16 protein-coding genes are annotated in these 19,670 nt (G+C 37.1%); 13 read left to right on the top strand and 3 right to left on the bottom strand.

The genetic code is table 11. The features are described from left to right. Nucleotides 1-142 precede the first annotated feature (142 nt). Nucleotides 143-985 carry a bifunctional helix-turn-helix domain-containing protein/methylated-DNA--[protein]-cysteine S-methyltransferase gene (locus IC610_RS07035; RefSeq protein WP_191735830.1) on the top strand — a complete coding sequence of 281 codons (843 nt, stop codon included), beginning with the start codon at nt 143-145 and terminating at the stop codon, nt 983-985. 289 nt (nt 986-1,274) lie between these two features. Continuing rightward, nucleotides 1,275-1,886 carry an alpha-ketoglutarate-dependent dioxygenase AlkB family protein gene (locus tag IC610_RS07030; protein WP_191735829.1) on the top strand — a complete coding sequence of 204 codons (612 nt, stop codon included), beginning with the start codon at nt 1,275-1,277 and terminating at the stop codon, nt 1,884-1,886. Nucleotides 1,887-1,956: 70 nt separating this feature from the next. Here the strand turns inward: IC610_RS07030 and IC610_RS07025 are convergent, their stop codons facing one another. Continuing rightward, complete coding sequence (locus IC610_RS07025) at nt 1,957-3,129, bottom strand: hypothetical protein (protein WP_191735828.1); 1,173 nt, start codon at nt 3,127-3,129, stop codon at nt 1,957-1,959. Nucleotides 3,130-3,159: 30 nt separating this feature from the next. Continuing rightward, nucleotides 3,160-5,733 (bottom strand): TonB-dependent receptor domain-containing protein, encoded by a 2,574-nt coding sequence (locus IC610_RS07020; protein WP_191735827.1) that lies wholly within the window; start codon nt 5,731-5,733, stop codon nt 3,160-3,162. A gap of 186 nt (nt 5,734-5,919) precedes the next feature. Between IC610_RS07020 and IC610_RS07015 the strand changes: the two genes are divergently transcribed. The 10 genes from IC610_RS07015 to IC610_RS06970 all read left to right on the top strand — a co-directional run bounded on the left by IC610_RS07015 (nt 5,920) and on the right by IC610_RS06970 (nt 17,468). Continuing rightward, nucleotides 5,920-6,603, top strand: coding sequence for a response regulator (locus IC610_RS07015; protein WP_056082442.1), 684 nt, complete (start codon nt 5,920-5,922; stop codon nt 6,601-6,603). A gap of 42 nt (nt 6,604-6,645) precedes the next feature. Then, nucleotides 6,646-7,677 carry a sensor histidine kinase gene (locus tag IC610_RS07010; protein WP_056081599.1) on the top strand — a complete coding sequence of 344 codons (1,032 nt, stop codon included), beginning with the start codon at nt 6,646-6,648 and terminating at the stop codon, nt 7,675-7,677. 131 nt (nt 7,678-7,808) lie between these two features. After that, complete coding sequence (locus IC610_RS07005; RefSeq protein ID WP_056081595.1) at nt 7,809-8,402, top strand: IS1096 element passenger TnpR family protein; 594 nt, start codon at nt 7,809-7,811, stop codon at nt 8,400-8,402. A gap of 137 nt (nt 8,403-8,539) precedes the next feature. Next, nucleotides 8,540-9,886: an alpha-amylase family glycosyl hydrolase gene (locus IC610_RS07000; protein WP_191735826.1), complete on the top strand. Its 1,347-nt coding sequence runs from the start codon at nt 8,540-8,542 to the stop codon at nt 9,884-9,886. 117 nt (nt 9,887-10,003) lie between these two features. Next, a complete protein-coding gene (locus IC610_RS06995) occupies nt 10,004-10,444 on the top strand; it encodes a hypothetical protein (RefSeq protein WP_191735825.1) in 441 nt (146 codons plus the stop codon). 174 nt (nt 10,445-10,618) lie between these two features. After that, nucleotides 10,619-11,368 carry an SDR family NAD(P)-dependent oxidoreductase gene (locus tag IC610_RS06990; RefSeq protein ID WP_191735824.1) on the top strand — a complete coding sequence of 250 codons (750 nt, stop codon included), beginning with the start codon at nt 10,619-10,621 and terminating at the stop codon, nt 11,366-11,368. Between the two features lie 244 nt (nt 11,369-11,612). Beyond that, the gene (locus IC610_RS06985) at nt 11,613-13,757 is read left to right on the top strand and encodes a prolyl oligopeptidase family serine peptidase (protein ID WP_191735823.1); all 2,145 of its coding nucleotides are present in this window, start codon (nt 11,613-11,615) and stop codon (nt 13,755-13,757) included. Nucleotides 13,758-13,844: 87 nt separating this feature from the next. Beyond that, nucleotides 13,845-14,639, top strand: a complete 795-nt coding sequence (locus tag IC610_RS06980; RefSeq protein ID WP_191735822.1) for a thymidylate synthase — start codon at nt 13,845-13,847, stop codon at nt 14,637-14,639. 83 nt (nt 14,640-14,722) lie between these two features. Further along, nucleotides 14,723-14,941 (top strand): hypothetical protein, encoded by a 219-nt coding sequence (locus tag IC610_RS06975; protein ID WP_191735821.1) that lies wholly within the window; start codon nt 14,723-14,725, stop codon nt 14,939-14,941. A gap of 13 nt (nt 14,942-14,954) precedes the next feature. Further along, complete coding sequence (locus tag IC610_RS06970) at nt 14,955-17,468, top strand: M1 family metallopeptidase (RefSeq protein ID WP_191735820.1); 2,514 nt, start codon at nt 14,955-14,957, stop codon at nt 17,466-17,468. An 81-nt stretch (nt 17,469-17,549) separates the two neighbouring features. Here IC610_RS06970 and IC610_RS06965 read toward each other — a convergent pair whose 3' ends face one another. Beyond that, on the bottom strand, nt 17,550-18,194 hold the full coding sequence (locus IC610_RS06965; protein ID WP_191735819.1) for a hypothetical protein: 645 nt from the start codon (nt 18,192-18,194) through the stop codon (nt 17,550-17,552). A 146-nt stretch (nt 18,195-18,340) separates the two neighbouring features. Between IC610_RS06965 and IC610_RS06960 the strand changes: the two genes are divergently transcribed. After that, nucleotides 18,341-19,666 carry a hydroxymethylglutaryl-CoA synthase family protein gene (locus tag IC610_RS06960; RefSeq protein WP_191735818.1) on the top strand — a complete coding sequence of 442 codons (1,326 nt, stop codon included), beginning with the start codon at nt 18,341-18,343 and terminating at the stop codon, nt 19,664-19,666. The last annotated feature ends 4 nt before the right edge of the window (nt 19,667-19,670 follow it).

The raw sequence follows: 19,670 nt of genomic DNA, 5'->3' as shown, positions 1-19,670 counted from the left end.
GTATTATTCTTTACATATAATGTAAGGATTAAAATATTCATTCTGTATTTTTAACCTTTATCTCAGCCTCAACCAAAATTCCGCAGGAAACGGATTTTTTCTTCGGAATTTTCTTCTGAAATTTGTTTTAAATAAAAAAAGCATGTCTGCCCAACACATTTTAGATTATCAGAGAATTGCAAAGGCAATAGATTATATTAAGAATCATTTTCAGCTTCAGCCGAATCTGGATGAGGTCGCGGAATTTGTTGGTTTAAGTCCTGCACATTTCCAAAAGATGTTTACGGATTGGGCAGGAACGAGTCCGAAAAAATTTCTGCAGTTTATCAGTTTAAATCATGCTAAAAGTCTTTTAAAAGAAGAAAAAACAAGCCTTTTTGATACGACATTAGAAACAGGTTTGTCCAGTACAAGCCGACTTCACGATTTGTTTGTGAAGATTGAAGGAATGTCACCGGCAGAATACAAAAATGGCGGGAAAAATTTAAAAATTAAGTATAGTTTCTCAGAAAGTCTTTTTGGAAATTTAATTTCGGCTTCCACAGAAAAAGGCGTTTGCTACATTGCTTTTGATGATGATAAAATGAAAGCTTTTTCAGATTTAAAACTAAGATTTCCCAACGCAGAATTTTCAGAAAAACAGGATGATTTCCAGAAAAATGCACTGTCAATTTTTAATAAAGACTGGGGAAATTTAGAAACGGTAAAACTCCATTTAAAAGGAACTGATTTCCAGTTAAAGGTTTGGGAAAGTCTGCTCAAAATTCCGATGGGAAAATTGTCTACTTACGGAAGTCTGGCTCAGGAAGTGGGAAATCCTAATGCGTCAAGAGCGGTTGGTGCTGCGATTGGGAGCAATCCTGTAGCGTTTTTAATTCCCTGTCACCGTGTGATACAATCAAGTGGTAAAATCGGAGGTTACATGTGGGGAAGTGATAGAAAGCAGTTGCTGATCGGGTGGGAGAGTGCGAAAATTTATCCCTAAAGTTTTGTTTTCCCACAGATTTCACAGATTAACACCGAGCGACGATGTATTTCGGTGATTTAGAAAAATATGCACACGCTCTGTCATCCTGAAATTTTTAGGTTCGACGTAGTCAAAGGATCTCAATTATTAAAATCTTTGTTGAAATTCCTCCGGAATGATAAATTTGCGTTTAAGTATGAATTGAACTTTATTTGTCTCACAAATTACACAGATTTCCACAGAAAGATTGTGCTTATTCCTGAAAGTCATCGGTGTAATCGTGTTCAAAAAAATAAAATTAAAAAAAATGCTTAATCTCTTCGATGAAACACCAAGATTTCCAATCAATATTCTTCCGAAAGATGGAATTACAGAATATTACGGTAAAATATTTTCTCCAGAGGAATGTCTGAAATATGAACAGTATTTATTAAACCAAATTCCGTGGGAGCACGATGAAGCTGTTATTTTCGGGAAACTGATTTTAACGAAAAGAAAAGTGGCTTGGTTTGGCGAAAAAGAATTTGAATATACTTACTCTAAACGGACAAAATACGCCAGATTCTGGACACCTGAATTACTGGAATTAAAACAGAAATGTGAAGAAGTTTCCGGCGAGACGTACAATTCGTGTTTACTGAATTTATACCACGACGGCAGCGAAGGAATGGCCTACCACAGCGATGGCGAGAAAGATTTGAAGAAAAATGGTGCTATCGCTTCCTTATCATTCGGCGCGGAGAGAAAGTTTTTATTTAAACATAAAATCTCCAAAGAGAAAGTAGAAATTTTCCTTGAAAACGGAAGCCTTCTTGTGATGAAAGGAACTACTCAGGACAATTGGCTGCACCGCCTTCCACCCACAACAAATGTGAAAACTCCGAGAATCAATTTAACCTTCCGGACGATTGAAGAATAAAAAAAGAAACCTCCTCAGAAATTCTGAAGAGGTTTTCTCAATTTGATATGAAGAAACTAATTGTTTAAAATTAGATACCTGCCCATCCTGCAGCCCATGTAGGAGTTGCAGTACCACTTCCGGCACCTGTAGCAGATGCATTTTCAGTAAATAAGTTAGCTGCTGCAGTTACAGTAGCACCTGTACTTGATTTTAGGGAAGCTTTAGTGGTAACGTTTGTATCAAACTTCACGTTAGTGATTTTACCACCACCATTGAAATAAGAAACAGAAGCATCATGTTCTACGTTGATACCTGTAGACCAATTAGACAATACGATGTTATCTAAAGTTCCGTAAGTACCTACTCTTAATTTGATTGCATCGTTTTCTGCTCCCACTGTACCTCCGATGAAGGTTGCATTTTTGATGGTAGGATTAGATCTTGGGTTAGCATCGTTGTTGTTTGAGTTATTGTCTGCCTCGATCCCTCTGTTTCCAACTCCTGATGCTCTTCTTTTTGTATAGATGTTGGTTGCAGTACCGTTCCATCCTTCAGTCCAGTCGAAAGCATCATCTTCGTTTCCTACAGAAATAATGTTGGATACATTTACTGTTCCACCGAAGAATTCGATACCGTCATCAGATCCGTTGATCAGTGATACATTATCGATTACAGTTCCGTTACCTACTCCGAAAAGAGATAAACCGTTGAATTCTTTATCTGCCTGAAAGATTGCTCCGGCATACTCAATTCTTACATATTTAAGTACACCTGAATTGTCTGAAACATTTGTACCTCCATAAGTTGCGTCACCTACTTCAGCATTTGCACTTGTACCCTTATTTATCGGAGCTTTTCCACAGATTACCAATCCTCCCCAGCTTCCTGGTGTAGGGTTTGGTGAAGTCATTACAATTGGATTAGAAGCTGTACCGTTGGCTAAAATTTTACCATCCTGCTCTACAGTGATATATGCAGAAGTACCACCGGAAGCTTCAATTCTTGTTCCTGCAGGAATTACCAAAGTACCGCCAGCTTTTACTTTTAATGCGCCAGTAAGTTTGTATAACTTAGTTGCATCAAGAGTTACTGTTTCACCAGACTTAATCTCTCCCTTAAAGTTGTTTGGGTCTGAAGCAGCACCGCCTGGGTTGGTTATTACGATATCGTCATCGTCGTCATCGCTGCAAGATTGAAATACTACAGCTGTTGTTGATACAAGGAATGCAACAGCTAATAATTTTAAAGTGTTCTTTTTCATTTTACAATATTTTATTTATTTTTTTACTTATTAGAATTCATAAGAAATGCTTGCGCCTACACCTGCACCTCTTTTATATCTTTTTGAAACCAGCTCTTGACCGGTCACAGTATTATCCTGGAATCTAGTGAAAGTAGGGTTTAGAAGGTTTCTTCCTGTAAACGAGAATCCCATTCCGTTTCCTAACTTGAATTTAAGTGTAGCATCTAAAGTGCTGAATGCTTTATCAACCATATTTCCTCTACTCTGGAAACCGATTGAATAAATGTTATCTGAAATGTAAGAGTAAGAAACTACGAAATCCATTAGGTTTTTGTTCCCCCATTTCTGTTCTACACCTAGGTTTACGTTGGCCAGAAACTCAGATGCTCCCTGTAATTTATCAGAAGATTTAAGGAAATCAGTAGTATATTGAGACTCTCCTACACCCGCATTTTCTCTTCTTACTTTTTCACCGTCAAGTTCCATTTTAGTGTTAAGGTAAGTACCGTTCAGGAATGTATAGAATCTTGTTTTACCTGAATCGTAGATATCTTTTCTCACCTCTGCTTCCAAACCAAATACTCTTCCTGTGTCTCCTACGTTCACAACTGATGTTAAGTTGGAAGCTGAGTTAATTGTTATTTTAGCAAGAGGATTCTGTATGTGTTTTCCAAATGCGGTTAAGGAAATCAATTCATTTTTCTTCGGAAACCATTCCCATTTCAAATCTACATTATAGTTATCGGCAAGATAGTTAGACTGGCTTCCCTGAATTGTCTCATCCACTTCTTCGTACTGGTACGGAGTAATTTCAAGTAGTAACGGACTTGTATAGGTTTTTGATGCTGCTAATCTTAAATTATGCTGATCGTTAATGCTGTATTTAACGTTTACGGCAGGTAAGATTTTATTATAGTCTTTGTCTCTCGCACCCTGTTGAATAGCAGTATTGTACGTAAGTTTCTGCATAAGTTTATCGTATCTTACACCTGCCTGTACAGTAAGTTTTTCAGTGAATTTGTAATCTACGTTCAGATATCCTGCGTGATTGTTTACTTCAGAAGTAAATAATTGCGGGATTAATGCAGTGTTAGGATCGTATTTGATATCTCCTCTGAAAGTTACAATGTCAAAAAATCCTCCGGCCTGATAATTTGCTAAATTGAAAAATGCATCATAGTTATTGGGATTTACGGTATAAGTTCCCTGTGCCGGTAAAATTCTGAAGTTGTACTGAGTTGCTTTGAATTCACTTTCCTTGTATCTGCCGCTGTAACCTAAGGTTATTTTAGCTTCACCAATTTTGTAATCTGCATGTACATCACCTGTGAAATCATTTTCCAGCAATCTGTCAAAATACCTGTTGTTGGCTCCGGGATTCGAGCTTGCAAAGAAACTCGTGTTTGTCTGTTTGTCCAGCACCGTTACGTTCTGCTGTCTGTCTGGTCTTCTGCTGTCTAATCTGTTGTAACCTAAGTTCCAGCTGATTTTTAGAGGTTCGCTTACTGTATGTTCACCTCTCAGCTGATTTACGAGCAAATCATTTGTTCTGTAAGTAGCTCTTCGCAGCTGTGTTACGTATCTCTCCTGGTTTACATCATTATCATAATAATCTCTGTTGTATCCGGAATAGTTTCCTAATCTCTGTTCGGTTGTATGGATATAATTTGATGATAAATTGATGTTGTGTTTAGGATTAATCTTGTAATTTAGATTAATTAAACCTGTTGTATTAGTGCTGTATTTGAATTCTTCTGCATCAGTATATAATCTGAGAGCATTATCCTGTCCGTCATAAGCTCCTCCTGTAACACCTTTGAAATATTCATAATTGTTATCAAAACCGGCATATCCGAAAATGCTGAACTTGCCCTGATCACCAACTTTAAAATTAGTTCCGAAATCAAAACTCAGTGCAGAGTTAAAAGGATTGTTCACTTCCTCATTTCTCCAAGATGTTTTAAATGCGTAACCTTGATTTACAATGGCATTCTTAGATGGTTTTTTTAAGATGGTAGAACCAAAATAATTCGGCCCGTCCTGCAGGAAATAATTATTCTTCTGAACTGCATTAAAGTTTACAGATGATCCTAAATTGACTTTAAAATAAGGCTTTCCTGTGTAAACTTTAGTTACAATATCTACGTTTGCACCAGACATATCACCCCAAAGTCTTGGATTATAAACTTTTTCCAAACCGATGAAATCGATCATATCAGTTTTGATGATACTCAAATCGATGTTTTTGTATAAAGGATCATTGGAAGGAACCTGAAGTCCGTTGATGGTGGTAGAGTTGTTTCTGTCACCAAGACCTCTGATGAAGATCTGGCCGCTGCCTTCCTGCTTTTGTGAACCGGTGGCTTTGGTTACTGCAACAGATGCATCGCCTACACCCTGTTTTTCCAACTGTACAGAACCTACACGTTCTATTACTTCTACTGATTTTTTCTGCAGACCTATGATGTTGGATTCTGCACCTTTTCTTGTAGTTCCCTGGATGACAACACCGTCAATTTTCTTTTCAGATTTTACAGTGTCTGATTTGGTTTCCTGGGCATACATTACAGCTCCTGTTGATGTTAAAAACAAAACTGCAATACTGATTTTTCTAAAGTTCATTTCTTTTTTACTAATTTCTTCGGTGCAAAGGAACTAAACATTTATGCCTGCGTTGGTTTAGTTAAATTTAAATTTTCATTAACGAAACATTACCAATCGGTAATTATTGTTAACTTTATGTGAACGATTACCCTAACCTTAACGTGTGATTTAAAAATGATTAACTTTGACCAGCAAAATTCAAAAATGAACTCAAAAAAGATCCTCTTAATTGACGATGAAATGGATATCCTCGAGATACTTTCTTACAATTTAGAAAAAGAAGGTTATGATATCTACACCGCCACAAACGGTAACGAAGGAATTGATAAAGCAAAGGAAATTGTTCCGGACCTTATTCTTCTCGACGTGATGATGCCCGAAAAAGACGGTATTGAAACTTGTCAGGAACTCCGGAAGATCAAAGAACTGCAAAAGACACTCATCGTGTTTTTATCTGCCAGAAGCGAAGAGTTTTCTCAGCTTGCAGGTTTTCAGGCAGGGGCAAATGATTACATCGTGAAGCTTATCAAACCGAAAATTCTTATTTCTAAAGTTAATGCATTGCTTCAGCTGACATCTCAGGTTTCTGATACATCAAAGCAGATCGAAATCGGCGATTTAATTATAGATAAAGACAATTTCAGAGTATCAAAAGGAGGACAGCAGTTTCTGCTTCCGAAAAAAGAATTTGATCTTCTTTATCTTTTGGCTTCAAACACCGAAAAAGTTTTTAAAAGAGAAGAAATTCTTGAGAAAGTATGGGGCAATGATGTGATTGTGGGGGAAAGAACCATCGACGTACACATCAGAAGACTCAGAGAAAAATTAGGGATCAATACCATTCAGACTTTAAAAGGAATTGGTTATAAACTGATTGTTCAGGGTTAAATTCCTTACCTTTAATTTCTAAACAATTAAAATTTTGTAAAATTGAAGTTTTACAGACTTACACTCGTCTCCTCATTTCTCATCACTTTGGTGATGTTTACGCTTGTTATATTATTTGATTCTGTAAAAGATGTCTATCAGGATTCTTCCGTTTTCAATTTCGGAATTCTGGTAAGTATCATCATTATGTTTCTCATCAACTACACCGTTCTCGAACTCCTTTTTAATTCGTACGCCAAAAAACAAATCAGGAATATTTCCAAAATACTTCCTGAAGAGATGGTGTACGATGATCAGGACAATATTACTCTGAAAGAACTGGGCGAAAGATTTTCAGACCTCAATCAGAGAAAAGTGACTGAAATCGATCTCATGAAGGAAATGGAAAGCTACAGAAAAGATTATATCGGAAATGTTTCTCATGAACTGAAAACACCTCTTTTTTCCATTCAGGGCTATGTTGAAACTTTGTTGGATGGTGGTGTAGAAAATCTTGCGATACGCGACAAGTATTTAGAAAGAATCGATCAGTCTGTAGAAAGGCTGATTGCCATTGTAAAAGATCTGGATATGATCAACAGGCTCGAAGCCGGTGAAATTAATCTTTCAGTGTCAAGATTTGATATCAATCTTTTAATTAAAGAAATTTTCGATCTTCTCGATCTCGAAGCGGAGAAACACAATACTACTCTTCAGATTCAGACGCCGCAGACCCAAATTTTTGTTGATGCTGATAAAGGAAAAATTTCGCAGGTTTTTATCAATTTAATTTCCAATGCCATCCATTACGCCAACCGTCAGGAAGCTAAAGTGATTGTAAAAACAGGTATTGTGAAAAATAAAGTACTCGTAGAAGTTATCGACAACGGAATGGGAATAAAAGCAGAACTTCTTCCCCGTATTTTCGAAAGATTTTACCGTGTAGAAACCAGCCGCAGCAGAAGACAGGGTGGTTCAGGTCTCGGTTTAGCCATCGTAAAGCATATTTTAGAAGCGCACAATGAAAATATTACTGTAGAAAGCATCTATCTGGAAGGCACAAAATTCAGTTTTATGCTTGAAAAAGGGAAGTAGTACGGCTCAAAATGTATGAAAAAAAAATCTTTTAAAAAATTCTGAAAAATTTTTTTGTCCACTTTCATTTATTTTATATTTGCAACAGAAATAGATTCAGTAGTAAAAGAAAAAAAGAAATTCAAGTTGGTATGGTTTACAAGATTCGTGTAATTTTAGATGCAAAAGAAGATGTCTTCAGAGATGTCGAGGTTAAGGGAAAACAAACGCTTTGGAACTTACATTTGGGTATCAAAAGTGCTTTCAATTTGCAGGGCGACGAGCTTTCAGCTTTTAATATGCTGGAGAATGACGGTACTGTAGTGAAAAGTGTTCCTCTGGAAGATATGAGTGACGACGGAGACGGCGAGATTATGTCTGATATTTACATTGATGAGGCTTTTGCTGAGATCGGTGACAAAGCGCAGTTTCAGTATGGTCTTCTTGATCTTTGGGAGTTTTTCTGCGAGTTGGTAGAGATCAACGAAGAAACAAAAGGTGTTAATTATCCGCTTACAGCTTTCAGATTTGGAAATGCACCATTGAAGGCACCTGTGAAAAATGCCATTGGTGGAGGAAAGAAAAAAGCAGCAAAACCAATTCTGGACGATGATTTCGGTTTTGATGACGACTTCGGAGCAACAGGAAATTTTGCAGATGAAGACGACGACAATTTCGATGATGAAGAAGAAGACGACTACAACGACGATGTTTTTGATGAAGATGATCAGGATGACGAAAGATAAAATTTTATAAAATACAGAACCTCAGACGAAAGTTTGGGGTTTTTCTTTTATTTAAAATGTAATACATAAATTAATTTCACCGTGGAATACCGTTTCTTAAAGAAGCAATTCCTATTTTTGTTGAAATAAGAATAAGGATGAAAAAATATCTTTTGTCATTCACGATTGCCTGCACATTGCTATCGTGCGGCGTTCAAAAAATAAATCAGAATATGAATTTACCACAAGACTGGAAACATACCACCAATATCTACGAAGTCAACCTGAGACAATATACCAAAGAAGGCACTTTCAAAGCATTTGAAAAAGAAATGCCCCGCCTCAAAAATATGGGCGTGAAAACCCTTTGGTTTATGCCTGTTACCCCAATTGCACAGCTCAACAAAAAAGGAAGTCTGGGAAGTCAGTACGCAGCATCTGATTACACATCCATCAATCCGGAATTCGGTACCATGGACGAGTTTAAGCATATGGTCAACGAAGCGCACCGGTTGGGCTTTAAAGTAATCATCGACTGGGTAGCCAATCACACAGGCTGGGATCATGTCTGGACAAAAACTCATCCTGAATTTTATTTAAAAGATCCCGACGGAAGTTTTCACAAAGCTTCAGGTATGGATGATATCATCGAACTGGATTATAAAAACAGGGAAATGAGAAAGGAAATGACCGATGCAATGAAATTCTGGGTAAGAGAAACAGGAATTGATGGTTTTAGATGTGATCTGGCTTCATGGGTTGAAGTCGATTTCTGGATAGAAGCAAGACCAGAAGTGGAAAAAATAAAACCTCTTTTCTTCATCGGCGAATACGACGAACTGGAAAATCCGGATTACGGTAAAGTTTTCGACGCAAGTTATTCATGGAAGTGGATGCACAAATCTGCGGACTACTACAAAAAAAATGAGCCTATCAGTGAACTGACAGATTTGCTGAAACAATATTCTGCAATCGGAGATGCTTCTATGAGAGCATGGTTTACAACAAATCACGACGAAAACTCGTGGAACGGAACCGAGTTTGAAAAATACGGAGATATCACAAAGCCAATGGCTGTTTTCTCTGCCACATGGAACGGGATTCCACTTTTGTATTCCGGTCAGGAACTTCCGAATATGAAGAGATTGGAGTTCTTCGAAAAAGACGTCATCGAGTGGAATGGAAAATACGATATGGCTGACTTCTATAAAACACTGTTGAGTTTAAAATCATCAAATCCAGCTTTGAGAGGTGGAGATTCTGCAGTTTCAACTTATCTTCTGAACACAACTGCCAATGATAAAATTCTGGCATACGTAAGAAAGAATGGGAAAGATGAGGTTTTAGTGGTTTTAAATTTTTCAAAGGAGCCCGTAAATTTCACCATTCAGGATGAAAATGTAACCGGGACTTTCAAAAATGTTTTTGACAAAACAAAGAGAGATTTCAGTGAAGGAAAAGATTTTAATTTTAAAGTTTCGGATTTTGCTGTTTTTGAAAAATAAGGTGTAACTTTAATAGAATATTTTAAAATATCAATAGGAGCGGGCTTTAGCCCGCTTTTAGTTTGATGTTGGAATCGGCTTTAGCCAAAAATTAATCTTTCACAAAGGTTATTCAAAATGAAAAAAGAAGAAATACTAAACATCCTCAAAAACAAAATCTCAGAAAAAATTCTGACATTCGAAAATCTTATCGCTGAAACCCGCGCCTCAAGCAACGATACCAAAAGTTCGATGGGAGATAAATATGAAACCGGACGCGAAATGCTGCAGCAGGAAATCAACAATCTGCAAGTTCAGCTGAATGAAGTTTTAAAACAGAGAGATTTTCTTAAAAGTTTATCTGCAAAACCTTCTGCAAAGGCGGAAAAAGGAGCGCTGGTAAAAACGGATAGAGGACTTTTCTACATTTCGGTTTCTCTTTCGAATATTGATTTGGATGGAAATAAAATTTTCTGCATTTCCCCAGATTCACCCTTGGCAAAAGTTCTGGAGGGAAAATCAGAATCGCAAAGCATCAGTTTGAATAATGTCAACCATAAAATCTTAAATATTTTTTAAGCCTGAGATTTAGTAATTCTTAAAATCAGATTGTTGATAGATTTCGGAATCTTTTTTGAATAAATTTCCAGAAAAACTTTAATAAAAGTTTAATGCTTTAAAAAGAAACAATGAGCGGGAATTATCGTAAATTTAATTATTAATTTATTCAAATATTAATCAAAATTTTATCAAATGGGAATTTTAGACAATAAAGTAGCTCTTGTAACAGGAGCAGGTTCAGGAATCGGATTGGCAATCGCCGAGTCTTATGCAAAAGAAGGAGCAAAAGTTATCGTTTCTGATATCAATGAAGAACACGGTAAACAGGCGGTAGAAAAAATCAAATCAGACGGCGGTGAAGCTGCGTTTGTGAAAGCAGATACGTCAAAGGCAGAAGAAGTAGAAGCACTCATTAAATCAACAGTTCAAATCTACGGAAGATTAGATATTGCGTGTAATAATGCGGGAATCGGAGGTGAACAGAAACTGACCGGAGAATATGGCCTTGACAGCTGGAGAAAAGTACTGAACGTTAACTTAGATGGTGTGTTTTATGGTTGCAAATATCAACTGGAGCAGATGGAGAAAAATGGTGGCGGAGTGATTGTGAATATCGCATCAATCCACGGAACAGTGGCAGCACCACTTTCTTCGGCATATACTGCATCAAAACATGCAGTTGTTGGTTTAACGAAAAATATCGGAGCTGAATACGGACAGAGAAATATCCGTTGTAATGCTGTAGGTCCTGCCTATATTGAAACACCGTTATTGGAGAGTGCAAGTGGAGATATGAAGGAGGCTTTGGTGGCAAAACATCCAATGGGAAGACTTGGGACATCGCAGGAAGTTGCTGAGTTAGTCTTATTTTTGAGCTCAGACAAAGCATCATTTATGACTGGTGGATATTACCTTGTTGACGGTGGTTATACTGCAGTTTAAATTTAATTTACATAGTACAATACAGACAGGTTTCAATGAAGCCTGTTTTTTTTATTTAAATATTTTAATCTGCAGAATCTGAATAATTTTCTGTGTAATCAGCTCTGTTTTCAGGATCTTGACATTCTCCGTTAGAGGAAAAATTAAATTCGGTTTAAATATTTAACTGCACTGACAGTCAAATTATTATATTTGTGTAGCGGACAGTTATTGTCACTATTTTTAAAAACTAAAACTTATTACCATGAAAAAATCAATAACATTGGGCGTTTTGCTACTTAGTGTATGGTCTTTTGGTCAGTACAAATATCCCGAAACGAAAAAAGAATTGGTTTCCGATACCTATTTCGGGAAAAAAGTTGAAGATTCCTACCGCTGGCTGGAAGATATCAAAGATCCAAAAGTTTTAGACTGGTTCAAAGGCCAGGAAAACTTCACCAATGCCCAGCTTTCAAAAATCCCGAATCAGAACAAGATCATTCAGGAACTCAAAGAGCTCGACAAAATTATTGCTGTTAAATATATCCCTGTTGCCATTGAAGGCGGAAAATATTTTTATAAGAAAAGATTGCCGGATGAATCTGTACTTAAACTCTATTACAGACAAGGCAAAAACGGAAAAGAAGTCCTTCTGTTTGATCCCCAAAATTACATAGCAGGTAAAGTGATGGATTATGCTGTAAGCGTGAGTCATGACGGCAGCAGATTGGTATTTAATCTTAGCGAGGTGGGATCAGAATTGGGTGATGTGAAAATCATGGATGTAGCAACCGGAAAGTTTCTTCCTGATGTCATCCCGCACAGCAACGGCGGTTTTGTTGACGGCAGCAATACCGAAATCATGTACGGTGAGGCAAAAAGTTATGATACCCACGATCCCGAAGTATGGTTAAATTCCAAAACAAAGCTGCATGTTCTCGGCACCGAAAATTCACAAGATCTTCTGCTGGCAAGTTCAAAAAAATATCCTGAGCTCAATATTCTCCCGTCGGAATATCCGGATATGTATATTTCAAAAAATTCACCCTATATTTTTTTAAGTAAAGCAACGGTTGAAAATTATAAGGAAATGTTTTACGCACCCGCTTCAGAACTGAAAAAAGAACGCATCAACTGGAAACCGTTCTGCACTAAAAAAGATGAAATCTGGAATTTTTTTGTGAAGGGTGATGATGTTTATCTTTTAACTACAAAAGGAAATTCTAAATTCAGACTGGTAAAAACCTCGCTTTCGAAACCCGATTTTACCACCGCCAAAGAAGTAGCATCCGGAGATAAAGAATGGAAGCTGTCCTCTGTCACACAATCAAAAGATTATCTGGTTTATTTTAAAACTAAAAATGAGTTGGTTGTAGAACCGTTTTATTATGATTTAAAAACCGGAAAAACCACAAAAATAGAAACACCTTTGAAGGGAAATGTAGAAGCGACGGCACTTTCAAAGAATTCAAACGAGTTGACGCTCATCAATGTCGGCTGGAATTTACCGATCAATTTTTACACTTACGACGTTGATTCGAAAAACTTTTCCAAAGGACCTTTCAGCATGGATATCAATTTTCCGAATCTTGAAAATATTGTTTTTGAGGAAGTAGAAGTTCCTTCCCACGACGGTGCAATGGTTCCGCTGAGCATTATGTATGATAAAACCAAACTGAAAAAAGACGGCAGCAACATCGCATTCATGCAGGGTTACGGTGCTTACGGAATGTCTTCTACACCTTATTTTTCAACCAGATATTTACCATTGCTGAATCGGGGTGTCGTTCTGGCTTTTGCACACATCCGCGGTGGAGGAGAAAAAGGTCGGGATTGGTATCTTGCCGGTAAGAAGGTTACAAAACCCAATACCTGGAAAGATTTCAATGCCTGCGCAGAATATTTGATTAAAAATAAATATTCCTCATCAGATAAATTTGGAATTTCCGGAGCAAGCGCTGGTGGAATTTTGATTGGAAGAGCGATTACAGAACGTCCCGATCTTTATAAAGTTGCCATTCCGAAAGTAGGCTGTCTGAATGCTTTGAGAATGGAATTTTCACCAAACGGCCCCGGAAATATCCCTGAATTTGGAACCGTAAAAGACGAAACAGAATTTAAGGCTTTATGGGAAATGGATGCCTTTCATCATATTGAAAAAGGAACAAAATATCCTGCCCAGCTGATCACAACAGGTTTTAATGATTCCCGCGTGGAAAGCTACATTCCTGCAAAATTTGCGGCTAAAATGCAGGATGAGAATGCATCAAAAAATCCCGTTCTTCTATATGTAGATTACAAAGCAGGGCATTTCGGCGGAAGTACGGTTGATGAGCAGTTTGTTCAGGTGGCCAGAGAATATTCTTTTATGCTGTGGCAATGTGGTGATAAGGATTTTCAGATGAAGTAAAATAACAGCAATTTGTTTTTTGAATAAAGTCACGCAACTTATCTGCATGATTTTTCATAAATTTGAGCCCAATATTATTCCCCGCAAATGCAAAACTATCTCGATCTACTTCAACATATTTTAGACAACGGAACCGATAAAACCGACAGAACAGGAACTGGAACACGAAGTGTTTTTGGCTACCAGCTGCGTTATGATCTGTCAAGAGGATTTCCTTTGGTTACAACGAAAAAGGTTCATTTAAAATCTATTATTTATGAATTGCTGTGGTTTCTGAAAGGTGATACCAATATTAAATATCTTACGGATAACGGAGTTTCTATCTGGAATGAGTGGGCTGATGAAAATGGTGATTTAGGTCCTGTTTACGGTGCGCAGTGGAGAAGCTGGACTGGTGCAGACGGAAAAGTAGTAGATCAGTTTGCTGACGTAATCGACCAGATCAAAAAAAATCCTGATTCGCGAAGACTCATCGTTTCTGCATGGAATGCTGCCGAAATTCCAAATATGGCTTTGGCACCCTGTCACGCTCTTTTTCAGTTCTACGTAGCTGACGGAAAATTATCTTTACAGCTTTACCAGAGAAGTGCAGATGTTTTTTTGGGAGTTCCTTTCAATATTGCAAGTTATGCTTTGCTTTTGATGATGGTGGCGCAGGTTTGTGGTTTGGAAGTGGGAGATTACGTACACTCTTTCGGGGATGTTCATATCTATAACAATCATTTTGAGCAGGTTCACAAACAGCTTTCAAGAGAAACTAGACTTTTACCTACCATGAAATTAAATCCTGAGATTAAAGATATCTTTAATTTTAATTTCGAAGATTTTACTTTAGAAAATTATGATCCGCATCCGGGAATCAAAGCACCTGTAGCGATTTAAAATGAATTAAATAAAATATAAAAGTGGAGTCAGAAACTTCACTTTTTTTGTAACTATACATTGAATTATACTACTTATTAATCATGAAGTCAATAAAAATCACCTTAGACCAAAATGTGGAGGCAGAAAACATAAAAATGTTGCTTTCACAGATTAAAGGAATATCTTCAGTTGAAATTATCGACGAAGAAAATCCTGAAAGCGAGCTGAAAAAAGCGTTTGAAAAAACAAAAGAACAGTTCAAAAAAGGAGATTACGAAACATTGGTGAATGATATTTTTACCATTTTAACAAAGAAATAATTTTAGATATATAATGAAAAAAGCCATTCTATCAGTCGCTCTTTTGGGAGGGATTTTATTTTCGGCAGATGCATTTGCACAAAGCGAAACCTCAGGAAGACAGGAAGTGTACAGAGCAACACATGCCAAAGTTACAGAACTTAAACATACCAAACTCAAAGTCAGTTTCGATTATCAGAAAGAGCAGATGAACGGCGAAGAATGGCTTACCGCATCTCCTTATTTTTACGCAACCAATGAGCTGACGCTTGATGCAAAATCAATGCTCATTCATGAAGTGGCTCTGGATCAGAACGGAAAAAAATCTCCGCTGAAATTTGATTATAAAAATGATATTTTAAAAATTACTTTAGACAAAACTTATCAGAAAAATCAGGATTACACGGTTTACATTAAATATACCTCCCGCCCGAACGAAGTAAAGCAGGAAGGAAGTGCAGCCATCAGTGATGCAAAAGGTCTTTATTTCATCAACGCACAGGGTAAAGATGCCGACAAACCGACCCAAATCTGGACTCAGGGTGAAACCGAATCTTCTTCCGCATGGTTCCCGACTATCGATAAATCCAATCAAAAGACAACTCAGGAAATTTACATGACCGTTCCTGATAAATACGTTACCCTTTCCAACGGAATTATGAAAGGTTCTGAAAAAGCAGGAAACGGTTTGAGAACTGATCATTGGGTGATGGATAAACCGCATTCTACTTACCTTTTCTTTATGGGAGTTGGAGAATATGCCATCGTAAAAGACAAATGGAGAAATATTCCTGTTGACTATTACATCGAAAAAGAATACGAGCCTTACGCAAAACAGATCTACGGAAACACACCTGAAATGATGGAGTTTTTCTCTAAAAAATTAGGCTACGATTACCCTTGGGCAAAATATGCACAGATTTCGGGAAGAGATTATGTAAGCGGCGCTATGGAAAACACGACGGCAACTCTTCACGGAAGTGCTGTTCTTCAAAAACCGGGACAGTTAATCGACGAAAACAGCTGGGAAGACACCATCGCTCACGAGCTTTTTCATCACTGGTTCGGGGATTTGGTTACTGCAGAAAGTTGGAGCAATCTTACAGTAAATGAGTCTTTTGCCAACTATTCAGAATACCTTTGGAACGAGTACAAATACGGAAAAGATCAGGCAGATTACCACCAGATGACCGATGTCAATATGTACATTCACAATCCGGGAGATTTCAAAAAAGATCTGGTAAGATTTGATTATAAATCAAGAGAAGATGTTTTCGATTTGGTAACCTATCAGAAGGGAGGTGGAATTCTTCACATGCTCAGAAATTATCTTGGCGACGATGCTTTCTTTGCCGGAATCACAGATTATCTGAAAACTTACGAGTACAAAAATGCCGAAGCACATCAGTTAAGATTATCTTTTGAAAAAGTTTCAGGTAGAGATTTAAACTGGTTCTTCATTCAGTGGTATTTTGGAAGCGGTCACCCGAAAATTTCTTACACAACATCTTACGAGCCTGTAAAAAAGCAGGTTTCTGTTACCATCAGTCAGTCTCAGGATCAGCCATTTGAATTTCCTTTAACCATTGATGTTTATGACAATGGTAAGCCCAAAAGACAACAGGTTTGGGTAAAAGCAACAGCAAAAAATACATTTAATTTTGATTCATCCAAAACTCCGGATTTGGTAAATCTGAATGCAGACGGAATCTTAGTAGCAGACATTACAGATACTAAAACACCTGAGCAAAATCTTCTGCAATTCACAGGTTCAAAAGAATTTAAAAGCAGATATTCAGCTTTAACAGGAATTAAAGATCAGGTAGGTAAAAACCCTGCGGCTACAAAATTATTGGCAGCAGCAATCAAAGATCCTTACTTCAGAGTAAGAATGAAAGCGTTGGAAATGATTGATCTTTCAAATCCTGAGCAGATGAAGGCCATGGGAACTGAAGTTGAAAAGCTGGCTTCAAACGATCCTAAAACTTTGGTTCAGGCAGCTGCGATTGCGGCTTTGGCAAAAACGAAAGACAAAAAATACATTCCTCTTTTTGAAAAAGGAGTGAGCGCAGTTTCTAATGCTGTAAAAGCGAATTCTGTAGGTGCAATTCTGGCAATTGATCCTTCAAAAGCGGCTTCGTATGCTGAAAAGATCGATCTGGAAGGCGCTTCAGAAGAAGTGTTGACTCAAATGCTTCCAATCATAGTTAAAAATAAAGTGACTTCGCAGATGCATCATCTCGGTCAGTTAGTGGCCTTTTATCCTTTCATCAAATTCCAGAATCCTGAATTGGGGAAAAATGCCGAGGAAGGCTACAACTGGATCATGAGTTCTGATAACCTGAAAGCTACTGAAAGCATTACCAAAATTTTAGGTCAGGCAAAAGGTCAGATGGGCAACAATCCTCAGGTAAAAATGATGATTTCCCAGATGCTGAAAGACGGTCTCAGCAAAAAAATGGAAGTTTTAAAACAAAACCCTCAAAACGCTGCAAGCATCAACAAACAGATCGATGCGATTAACAAAGCAATTGAAGATTTTAAATAAAATTTATTATTAAATCAGATAAGGAAGCCGGCAGATGAAGCCGGCTTTTTTATGCATAGTATTTCATTTTCTGATACTAACCTAATCAACATTTGTAATAAAACAGTCAACTTCTTCAAAATTACTTTCAGATGTCTCTTTAAGCAGACAAGCGGATCGGCGAAATTTTGAGAAAGTACTCAGCAAAACATGTTTGTTATCGAAGAAAATTGGTTTTGAAAAACTTATGACATTGAAATCTTTCCTTCTGTAATTTTTCTGAAAATTATTAAGAAAAGATAAATAAGCAGCTTTTTTTCTTGATTCATTCCAGCTTTTTTTAGAATAAATGATAAATCTGTTCTGTCCGGATTCATCTGTAATCTTTTGTCGCTCTTTTTTATTTAAACTTTTTGGTATAAACAAAACAGTTTCGAAAGGAATATTTGTTTCGTTCACTATTGGTTTCCCATTTTCACAGATAATTGCTTTTTTAAGTTCAAAATCAAGCCAGTTAACATATTTTTTGTCCTGAATTTTCATCTGCGAATTAAATTTTTTTCTCTCGTCTTCAGATAAAATATTTTCCCAATCCTCATCAAACTCTTCGATTAGGCTGGCTTTTGATTTGTTCTCCAAAAAATAGTATCCGTTGCCATACATTTGATTGATAAAATCTGAAATTTGCTTTCGATCCTGACTGTATGAAAGTCCCGGTAGAAGAATCAAAAATAAATATTTTTTCATTTCGGAATTTTTGTCTTTCGAAAGTAGGAATAATATAATCATACATCCAACTCAATAATAATTTTTGATAATCTAACAAATATCAGTATTTATAAGCCACCATTTTTGCATTATCTTTCATAAATTAGTTCAAAATATAAAAAATTATGAGTTTTGGAATTGAAGCGGCGAGCTATTATGTGCCTTCTTTGTATTTGGAAATTAAAGATTTAGCCGAAAAAAGAGGCATAGAACCGGCAAAACTGGAGAAGGGTTTAGGACTTCATAAAATGGGTTTCCCCGATGTGCATGAAGATGCAGCAACATTTGCAGCTGAAGCATTATTAAAATTAGTCAGAGATTACAATATCAATCCAGAAGAAATTTCGAGAATTTATTTAGGAACCGAAAGTGCTCTGGATGCCGCAAAACCAACAGCATCCTACGCCACGCAGATGGTGGAAACTGTCTTGACAGAGGAGTTTGGCGAAAGGTGTTTTAAAAACTGTGATGTCGTAGACATGACTTTCGCCTGCATCGGAGCAGTGGACGCGCTTCACAATTCCCTCGATTTTGTAAGGGTAAATCCGGAGAAAAAAGCAGTTGTTATTGCAAGCGATTATGCCAAATACGAACTGGCTTCTTCAGGAGAATATACGCAGGGTGGCGGTGCTGTAGCACTTTTGGTTTCGTCAAAACCTGATCTCATTGAAATTGAAAACAATTGGGGTGTAGCCACAGAATCTGTATTTGATTTTTTCAAACCCAGAAGAAATTTCAACAAAGAAAATCTCAGCAATGCACCCGAAACTTTCCCCGATAAAATAGAAATTTTCACTGATGAACCTGTCTTTGACGGACAGTATTCCAATCAATGTTATCAGGACAGAATCAGGGAAGCTTACCAACATTATAAAGAGATCACGGGCAAGGATAAACCGTATGAAAACTGGAAATATCTAATTTTCCACCTGCCTTATGCTTTCCATGGGAAAAGGGTTTTTACTGAAATTTACAGTCTGGAAAACGGACTTCCGTACAGTAATGCCGACGAGCAGAAAGCGGTTGCAAAATCTGATGAATACATCAAATTCATTAATGATAAAATTGAAAAATCCCAACGTGCTTCATCTGAAATCGGGAATATGTATACCGCTTCGATCTTTATGGCTTTATTGTCAGCACTGCAGGTTTCATTCAATGAAAATGAAGATTTAACCGGAAATGAAATTGGTTTCCTTGGCTACGGAAGTGGTTCCAAATCTAAAGTTTTTGCCGGAAAAGTTTCCCCAAACTGGAAAAATGTCGTTTCAAAATGGAATCTTTTTGAAACTTTAAAAAACAGATTGGCCATCAATTTTGAAACGTACGAGAAACTTCACAGAAAACAATTGGTACATTCAATAAATCCAAGCTACGAAGGTTTCGGTTTGAAATCTGTTGAGGCAGAAAATCCTGTTTTACTTGGTGCGAGATACTACGCATATCAATAATCTT

The sequence above is a fragment of the Chryseobacterium caseinilyticum genome, from assembly GCF_014837145.1.
GTDB classification, from domain to species: Bacteria; Bacteroidota; Bacteroidia; order Flavobacteriales; family Weeksellaceae; genus Chryseobacterium; species Chryseobacterium caseinilyticum.
Note: the sequence above shows the minus strand (reverse complement) of the source record. Positions and strands in the feature narration are given on the sequence as shown.